Consider the following 3,088-nt stretch of genomic DNA (forward strand, 5'->3'; position numbering starts at 1 on the left):
GCTTATGCCCCCGAGCTGAACCCGGCGGAGGGGGTGTGGTCACAGATCAAGCGGACCGCGCTGGTGCACCTGGCCGCCCGCACCCTCGACGACGTCCACCGGGCGGTCAAGCACGGGCTGAAACGGCTGCAGTACCGGCCCGGGGTGCTCCTGGGTTTCCTCGCCGAAACCGGCCTGGCCTGGGAGGAGCTGTGGTCAACATGACTCTCCGCATTAAAGCTCAGTAGGCATCCCGGTTGCCGTTCCGGATGGCAGGCCAATCGACACTGGAGATGGTGCGGGTCAGTAGATCGAGCGTCACCGAAAAACGCTCGTTTATATTGTCGGTGAGCAGTCGCAGCGCGCTGCCGATAAGTGCGTGGCCGGCGTTCAGCTTCCGGCCGATATCATGAAATCCGACCTGCAGGAGAGGAATTCCCTCCGTTTGTGCGAGCAGCAGCGCGAAGGTTACCGTCTGGGCGTATCCGTCGGCGAAGGTCCGGCTGTCTGCCTCGGGGAAGAGTAGCGTCCGCCAGTCGTTCTGGAGGCCGGTGAAGGGACGTGCGTGGCCGTCGTTCTCCGGTGCGTCCGACTTCGCTTCGGCGGTGAGCTGCTCCAGGACGGCAGCGCGGAGGAGGCGGCACAACGGTGCGATGTTCTGCACGAGCCTGCCAACGTTCTGGATTGGTGGCGGGCTCCAGACGAGGAACGTCGTGATCAGTGCGTCGAAGGCGGCCGGATCCGGTGGCCGAAGCCGCTCCCTGCTTGTCCGGAGAGTTCCGGTGAAGTGAATGGTCTCTCCTATCTGGATCCCGTCCCGAAAAAGCCGCCATTCGGTGCCGTTGGTGTAAAGTAGATTTGGAAGGTCTCGCAGCCGTTCCCATTGCTCCTTGTTGTGCCCGGTAAAATTCTGAGGGTCTACGGACAGGCCGGGCTTCTTGATTTCTATGTATCCGGTGACCAGGCCACTCAGCCGGACTGCGTAGTCGGGCCGCACTCCGAGTTCGGGAAGCCTCACTTCGTCATGCCAGGTAAGTTCGGACAGCTTGTGATGTCTGCCAACTGCCGCCAGGAGCCCTTCCAGCGGGCTTCGTATCGAGGCTTCCGGGCTGCCACCTCCGGAGAGTTTGGTGCCACACGCCCGACCAAAATCCGATACTGCCTTCAGCAGCCAATGATCCGTTGCCGCGGACATCGCGCCCCCCCAGGGTCATAGAGGCGAGAACGATAACAAATCGGGAAGCCGGTGATCTGCGCTTCTGTGATTCATCAAAATATAGGACGATATGGGTCGATTGGCTGGAACGTCGGAAATTTGCTTCGAAGCTGCGGATCTGGCACTTCAAAGGCGGGGAGCGGAGGCCCTACCGACATCGGGCCAAGCCAGGTGCCGGCCGCCGAGAGGCAGGCCTCGTGGTCAGAGCTGACCTGGGAGTGTGCCGGTGCCGCGTTCTCAAGGCGGTCCGGGATGATCTCGTTATGGAACCCGGTGAGGTTTGGGGCTATCGAGCTCGCAGCGTCGACAGGCTGTAAGTATTCGCAAATCGTGGGGGTTGCTGGTTTGACGGTGGCCGGCGCCTGACAGCGGGGGTCGCTGTGCGTGACGGCGGGTTGGGGTCCGCGTGGTGGCCGGGGTCCCGGCTGCTGATGGCAGAGTGTGCCGGGCTGGTGTGCTGGGTCGCTGGTTGGCGTCGCCGCGCACGGCCGTGTGCGACCGGGGATCTTGTGGTGGGTGGCTGGTTGGCCCGGGTCGACAGGGTGGACAGCGTCGGAAAAAGGCCGCGGCCCTCCCCCCGAAAACCTTTGGCCGGGAACTCGGGGAAGGGCCGCGTCGCGCACGGAGGCGCTGGTTTCCAGGGTAACGGGCACGGCCCTCGAGGCTGTGCGGGGTCCGGACGCGGCCGGCGGGCGGGTGCCCGTGCCGGACGTCGCGGTGGCCGCGTGGCTGTGGCTGTCGGCGCTGCTGGTCGAGGTCGCCCAGCAGCGCCGCGCGCTGGCCGTGGCCTTGGCGGAGCTCGCCGAGTCGCGGGCCCAGGTGGCGCTGCTCCAGCATCTTCTGTTCGGCGAGTCCTCCGAGCGGGCCGCGCCCGGCGCGCCGCCGGACGGGCCGTGCGACCGCGCCTCCCACGGCGGCGGCGCGGCTGGTGACGGCGGCCCTGGTCAGGAAGGCGATGCCGCCGGTGACGGCGGCGCTGGCCAGGGCCGCGGGTCGGCGGGTCGGCGGGCGGGCGGCCCCGGCGGGGACCGGGCGCGCGGGCCGGCCGGCGGAACTACTCCGGCCTGCCCGACGACGACGGCGGCACGTGGGACTTCCCCGAGCGCGGCTACGCGTGCCCGTGCTGCGGGGCGCCGTTCACCGCCAACGGCGAGGACGTCTCCTGGCGGCTCGAGTGGGTCGTGCGGGTCGTACGGCGGACGACCCGACGACGCCGCTACCGGCGGGCCTGCGCCTGCTACGGCCCGGCGACGGTCATGGCGCCGGGCGAACCGCGGGCACTCGGCAAGGGGCTGTGGACGAACCGGTCGCTCGCGCTGCTGCTCGTCGAGCGCTACGGCGCGGGCCGGTCCCTGAACTCGCTGGTGGCGGGCCTGGCCCGGCACGGCGCGGTGCTGGCGGCCCCGACCCTGGTGGGTGCGTGCGCCCAGGCCGGCGTGCTGCTCGCCCCGCTGGTCGAGGCGATCCGCCAACGGTCCCAGGCATCGTGGCACCTGCACGCCGACGAGACGAGCTGGAAGGTGTTCACCCCGAACGGCGGCGGGAAGCCGCAGCGCTGGTGGCTGTGGGTCTCCCTCGGCGAGGACACGGTGTGCTTCGTGATCGACCAGACCCGGGCCAGTTCGGTGCTCACCGGCCACCTCGGCCTCACCGAGCAGGCGGACGGCACGCTCACCGCCCCCGGCGGCGGCGAGCGGGTATTGTCCTCCGACTTCTACGCGGTCTACGTCTCCGTCGGCCGCCGCCGCGCCGGCCTCGTCAACCTCTACCGCGTCGCCCACCTTCGCCGCTACTTCCCGCGGGCGAGGCTGTCGAACCCGGTCCAGCTGGAGTACTGGGAGAAGGCCTGGCTCGACCGGTTCCGCGCGCTCTACACAGCCCACCGGGAACTGG

The 3,088-nt window shown here is 68.8% G+C and carries 2 protein-coding genes and 1 pseudogene; 2 read left to right on the forward strand and 1 reads right to left on the reverse strand.

The window, feature by feature from the left end; all coding sequences use genetic code 11:
• Positions 1-204, forward strand: a pseudogene (locus tag BMG523DRAFT_RS22020) (DDE endonuclease); the annotation flags it as partial.
• A gap of 16 nt (positions 205-220) precedes the next feature.
• Here the strand turns inward: BMG523DRAFT_RS22020 and BMG523DRAFT_RS22025 are convergent.
• Entirely contained in the window at positions 221-1,174 is a 954-nt protein-coding gene (locus BMG523DRAFT_RS22025; RefSeq protein WP_235463393.1) for a hypothetical protein, read from the reverse strand.
• Positions 1,175-2,376: 1,202 nt separating this feature from the next.
• On the opposite strand from BMG523DRAFT_RS22025, the gene BMG523DRAFT_RS22030 reads away from it, so the two are divergent.
• The coding region (locus BMG523DRAFT_RS22030; RefSeq protein WP_043592282.1) for a transposase at positions 2,377-3,088 on the forward strand (712 nt) is incomplete at its 3' end.

Source organism: Frankia sp. BMG5.23, from assembly GCF_000685765.2.
GTDB classification, from domain to species: domain Bacteria; phylum Actinomycetota; class Actinomycetes; order Frankiales; family Frankiaceae; genus Frankia; species Frankia casuarinae.